This is a genomic window from Catellatospora coxensis, from assembly GCF_016862635.1.
In the GTDB taxonomy this organism is placed as follows: domain Bacteria; phylum Actinomycetota; class Actinomycetes; order Mycobacteriales; family Micromonosporaceae; genus Catellatospora; species Catellatospora coxensis.
On the sequence record NZ_BONI01000158.1, the window covers coordinates 1 to 5636 of the forward strand.

Sequence of the window (5636 nt, forward strand, 5' to 3'; positions counted from 1 at the left end):
TTGCTGGTGTCCCACACTGTGGGATCCCGCTCGGGGCAACTCATCCAACTTACCCGGTCTGTCGCTCCGTGTCAAGCGAATCTTTCCTGAATTTTCAGGATCGATTTGCATCCATTTCGCGGCTTCCCAACCCGAACACACCACAGCCACTTAGTGGCTAGATCAGTTCGGAAGAACCTGCAACCCGGCCGGCGGTCACTTCCGAGATTTTCTCTCGGCGGACTCATCCGCCCGGCTCGTTGCCGGCTCGAAGTACATTACCCGGTCGGTTTCGCGAGCGCAAGTCCCGCACCACCCAGATGTCCCGCGTTTCCCGGACTTCGACTTGAGCTCTTCGCTCGCCGTTTTTGTCCGTTCCGCGCTGGCAGAGAGAACATTACGCAAAGGCTGGGTGACCATGCAAATCGGGGTCGTGCGGCCCCGGTCACATTAGACCTGAGCTGGGAAAACAGTCCCTGTGACGGCACCGAGTTCGATGTCTGCCACGCGGGCGCGCAGCACGACCGTGTCTCCGTCGGCCAGGAACGTGCGCTCCTCGCCCTTGACCATGACCGGTTCCCGGCCGCCCCACGTCAGCTCCAGGAACGAACCCACCTGGCCACGCTCCGGACCCGACACCGTGCCCGAGGCGTACAGATCCCCGGTACGCAGGCTCGCGCCGTTCACGGTCAGGTGTGCCAGCTGCTGCGCCGGCGTCCAGTACATGGTGCGGAACGGCGGCGTCGCCACCGTCGTGTCGTTCCACTCGACGGTGATGGCGAGGTCGAGCGCCCGGCGGTCGTCGTCGAGGTACGGCAGCACCGGCGGATCCTGCACGGGCGCCGCGGTCCAGGCGTCCTCGCCGAACGCGGCCAGCGGCGTGATCCACGCAGAGACCGAGGTCGCGAAGGACTTGCCCAGAAACGGGCCGAGCGGCTGGTACTCCCAGGCCTGGATGTCGCGGGCCGACCAGTCGTTGACCAGCACCACGCCGAACACGTGGTCGGCGAAGCGCTGCCATGCCACCGGCTCGCCCATGGTGGAGCCGGTGCCGACCACGAAGCCGACCTCGGCCTCGATGTCCAGGCGACGGCACGGGCCGAAATCACCGGCGGCGCGCTGGCCGCTGGGCCGGACCACCGGCGTGCCGCTGACCACCACGGTGCCCGCCCGGCCGTGATAGCCGATCGGCAGGTGCTTCCAGTTCGGCAGCAGCGGCGGCTGACCCGGCCGGAAGATCTGGCCGACGTTCGAGGCGTGGTGCTCGGAGGAGTAGAAGTCGACGTAGTCGGCGACGGTCCAGGCCAGCAGGTTGGTCACGGTCGCGAGCGGGAGCAGCAGCGGCTCGACCGCGGCGCGGTGTGCGGCGTCGCCGAGCAGCTCAGTGAGCCGGGCACGGACCGCGGACCAGTGCGCGGGCCCGAGCGCGAGGAACGCGTCGAGATTCGGCGCCCGCAGGCTGTCCCCCGCGAGAATCAAACCGGCCGCTTCGGCGGCGGCCAGGTCAAAAGCAGAATCACCGATGCGTACGGCACACCGGGCCTGCCCGTCGGACGGCACGACGACGCCGTACGGAAGGTGGTTCAGGTCGTAGCCGCTGCCGGCGGCTCCGGGCACCCAGGTCATGCCTTACTCCTCGCTCTGCCCGCCGGCGGCCACACGTCCCCGGTGAGCTGGTTCTTCATTGTGCAAGCTGTGGACGGCCGTCGAGCAGGCCGAGTTTCTGCAGGTCCTCAAGCGGCTCGGGGATGCTGCAGGTGCCGAAGCCGATCCACAGCGGCCGCCGCTGGGTGCGGCGCGAGCGCACCGCCTCGATCAGGGTCAGCGGCTGGGTGGTGGCCAGCAGCCCGGCGACCTCGGTCACCTCGGCTCCCTCGGCGGCGGCGCAGGCGGCGGCCAGCACGTTGAGGAAGCCGTGGTGGGTGAAGCCGGTCTCGGGGTCGGTGTGCCGGATCGCGTGGTGCAGCCCGGCGGTCAGCTTGAACGGCAGCTCGCGTTCATGGCACGCGATGATCACCGCGGCCAGCTCCATCGGCGTGGGGAACAGCTCGGCGGCCAGGCCGCCCGTGCGGAACTTCGCCGCCACCGGCAGGCCGGTCCCGCGCGCGTCCGCGAGCACGTCGAGCGCGGCCAGCAGCCCCCAGGCCAGCGGGATCTCCGCGTATCCGGGCACACCGCTCTCCCGTACCCGCTGAAGGAAGTCGTGCAGGGCGGGTGACGGGTCCTCGCCGCGGCGGGCCATGGCGGCCTCTACCTGGACGGTCCGGACCCCGGCGGGCGGCGGCGCGAAGCAGCCGGCGGCCGGGCCGTCGGCGATGACGCCGACCGCCAGCTCCTCGCCCTCGGCCAGCAGCGGGCCGAGCTCGGGCAGCTGGGAGGCGGGCACCAGGAGCGGGCCGACGAGCGGGGCGTACCAGGCGCGACGGTGCTCGCGGTGGGCCGCCACGGCGTCGGGCAGCGTGGCGCTGCCGGGCGGGAAGACCGCGGCATCGTCGAGCAGCTGGGCCAGCAGCGGTGGCGTTGACATGATCAGTCAATCTAGTGGACGCTACATAGAGCGGACAAGAGTGTCCGATTATCGGACGGATCTCTTCGTAAAGTGGACACCGCTCCTAAAAGCGACACAGGAGGTTGGCCATGCCGTACTACCGCAGCGTCGGAGAGGTCCCGCGGAAACGGCACACGCAGTTCCGCAAGCCGGACGGCGGCCTCTACGCCGAGGAGTTGATGGGGCAGGAGGGCTTCTCCTCCGACTCCTCGCTGCTCTACCACCGGCACGCGCCGACCGCGATCGTGGCGGCCGAGGAGTTCGACCCGCCCGCCTGGACCAGGCTGCCGAACCGGCCGCTCAAGCCCCGCCACCTGCAGACCCACAAGCTGGACCAGTCCGGCGCGGACGCCGTGCTCGGCCGGCAGCACCTGCTCGCCAACGACGACTGCCGCATCTCGTACGTGCTCGCCGACACCCCGTCGCCGCTGTACCGCAACGCGATCGGCGACGAGTGCCTCTACGTCGAGGCGGGCCGACTGCGCGTCGAGTCGGTGTTCGGCGTGCTGGAGGCGGCCGAGGGCGACTACGTCGTCATCCCCACCTCGGTGGTGCACCGGCTGGTCCCGCTGGAGCCGACCCGGCTGCTGGTCATCGAGGCCACCGGGCACATCGGGCCGCCCAAGCGCTACCTGTCGGTGCGCGGGCAGTTCCTGGAGCACTCGCCGTACTGCGAGCGCGACCTGCGCGGCCCCGACCAGCCGCTGGTCGTCGAGGGCAGCGACGTCGAGGTGCTGGTGCAGCACCGTCGCGGTTGGACCCGACACGTGTACGCCGAGCACCCGTTCGACGTCGTGGGCTGGGACGGGTGCCTCTACCCGTGGGCGTTCTCGATCCACGACTTCGAGCCGATCACCGGCCGGCTGCACCAGCCGCCGCCGGTGCACCAGACCTTCCAGGGTCCGAATTTCGTGATTTGTTCATTCGTGCCGCGCAAGGTGGATTATCACCCGCTCGCCATCCCGGTGCCGTACAACCACCACAACGTCGACTCCGACGAGATGCTCTTCTACACCGGCGGCGACTACGAAGCACGTCGCGGCTCCGGCATCGGCCAGGGTTCGATCTCGCTGCACCCGTCCGGATTCACCCACGGGCCGCAGCCGGGAGCGGCCGAACGTTCGATCGGGGCGGAACGTTTCGACGAACTAGCCGTCATGGTGGACACATTCCGCCCGTTGGACCTGTGCGAACCGGCCCTCTCCTGCGAAGATCCCGGGTACGCCTGGACGTGGTCGGGCCGGGCCCCGGGGTAACCCGCAGGGTCCGCCCCAGGACCGCCGAGATTGGACGATGTGGGAATCGGGCGGCTGTCCGCCTTCATTCCCGCATCGTCTTATCCGTTCTCATACTTACGGCTGATGGGATCGGGATCACACCCAGTCCACTAGCTGACAATGCCCTGTTTTTAATGTTCCAGACATAGATGTTAAGTAGAGTCAGGACGTCCTGGCGGAGAACTTGGCGTTAAGCCATCGCGGCACTCGTGCCGGTCTGATCGCCAGCAGGCACTTCAGTGGGGAGCTGAGAGTGACTACCGTCCACATCGGTGCGTCGAGCAAGGCAGGTCACGGGGTACGGGGCCACCGCGCAGCTACGCCGACCAGGGCCCTTCCGGGTGCACGGACGCGCTGGGAGTCCCGCTACGTCAAGAGCCTCGTGCTCTCCGACGGGGCGGTCGGACTCGTCGCCGCTCTCGTCGCCCTGAAGGTGATCTTCGGTCGGACCGACCTGGTCGAGTACGTGGCATTCAGCCTTTCCCTACCGACGATATGGATTATCGCGCTATTCGCCAACCGCGCATACGACCGGCGTTATCTGTTCGTCGGTAATGACGAGTACCAGCGCGTTCTGCACAGCGGTCTGGTGCTCGCCGCGGTCATCGGTCTCGCCTCCTACTTCCTGCACCTCGGGGTCGCCCGCGGCTACGTCGTCATCGCGGTGCCGATCGTCACCGTGTACGGCATCATCAGCCGCTACACCCTGCGCCGGCGGCTGCACCGCGCCTGGGCCCAGGGCAAGTGCCTGCGGCAGGTCGTCGTGGTCGGCCACGAGAGCTCGGTGGTGGCGCTGACCCGCCAGCTGCGGCACGAGCGCTACCACGGCCTCGGCGTCGTCGCGGCCTGCGTCCCCGCCCTGCGCACCGGCTCTCCCCTGGCCGGCATGGGCATCCTGGTGTACGACACCATCCACCAGGTGTCCGCGGTCGTCGGCGAGGTCGGCGCCGACATGGTCGTCGTGCTCTCCTGCCCAGAGCTGGAAGGCCCCGAACTGCGGCGCCTCGCCTGGAGCCTGGAGAACCAGAAGGTCGACCTGATGGTCGCCAGCGCCCTGTTCGACATCGCCAACAGCCGCACCACCATCCGCCCGGCCGACGGCCTGCCCATGCTGCACCTGGACCACCCGCGGTTCACCGGCATCGGCCGCCTCGTCAAGAACGTCACCGACCGGGTGCTCGCCGCGATCGCGCTGACCCTGCTCGCGCCGCTGCTGCTCGCCTGCGCGCTGATCATCCGCTTCGGCGAGGGTCGCGGCCCGGCGCTGTTCCGCCAGGTGCGCGTCGGCCAGCACCGCCGTGACTTCGTCATCTACAAGTTCCGCACCATGTACACCGACGCCGAGGACCGGCTGCAGGACCTGCGCCACCTCAACGAGCACGACGGCGTGCTGTTCAAGATGAAGAACGACCCGCGCGTGACCCCCATCGGCCGGTGGCTGCGCCGGTACTCGATCGACGAGCTGCCCCAGCTGATCAACGTGCTGAAGGGCGAGATGTCCCTGGTCGGGCCCCGCCCGCCGCTGGACTCCGAGGTCGACCAGTACCCGGCGGACATGCACCGGCGGCTCGTGGTCAAGCCGGGTCTGACCGGCCTGTGGCAGGTCTCCGGGCGCTCCGACCTCTCCTGGGAGGAGTCCATGCGCCTGGACCTCCGCTACGTCGAGAACTGGTCGCTGACCCTCGACGTGGTCATCCTGCTGCGCACCTGCACGGCTGTCCTGCGCAGTTCCGGCGCCTACTGACGGCCGCGGCCGGCGAAAGAAAGAGGAGACGACACCAGTGACGACGTTCCAGGTTTCGCATCTTGACGCCCTCGAGGCGGAGAGTGTG

General features: G+C 68.7%; 4 protein-coding genes. 2 read left to right on the forward strand and 2 right to left on the reverse strand.

The window, feature by feature from the left end; genetic code table 11:
• Positions 1–429: 429 nt before the first annotated feature.
• Together fahA and Cco03nite_RS41500 are read right to left on the reverse strand one after the other, a co-directional pair.
• The gene (fahA, locus tag Cco03nite_RS41495; protein WP_203699546.1) at positions 430–1605 is read right to left on the reverse strand and encodes a fumarylacetoacetase; all 1176 of its coding nucleotides are present in this window, start codon (positions 1603–1605) and stop codon (positions 430–432) included.
• Between the two features lie 55 nt (positions 1606–1660).
• The gene (locus tag Cco03nite_RS41500) at positions 1661–2506 is read right to left on the reverse strand and encodes a hypothetical protein (RefSeq protein WP_203699547.1); all 846 of its coding nucleotides are present in this window, start codon (positions 2504–2506) and stop codon (positions 1661–1663) included.
• Between the two features lie 110 nt (positions 2507–2616).
• Between Cco03nite_RS41500 and Cco03nite_RS41505 the strand changes: the two genes are divergently transcribed.
• Both Cco03nite_RS41505 and Cco03nite_RS41510 read left to right on the forward strand, forming a co-directional pair.
• A complete protein-coding gene (locus tag Cco03nite_RS41505) occupies positions 2617–3783 on the forward strand; it encodes a homogentisate 1,2-dioxygenase (protein WP_203699548.1) in 1167 nt (388 codons plus the stop codon).
• A gap of 274 nt (positions 3784–4057) precedes the next feature.
• Positions 4058–5548: a sugar transferase gene (locus Cco03nite_RS41510; protein WP_239168086.1), complete on the forward strand. Its 1491-nt coding sequence runs from the start codon at positions 4058–4060 to the stop codon at positions 5546–5548.
• The last annotated feature ends 88 nt before the right edge of the window (positions 5549–5636 follow it).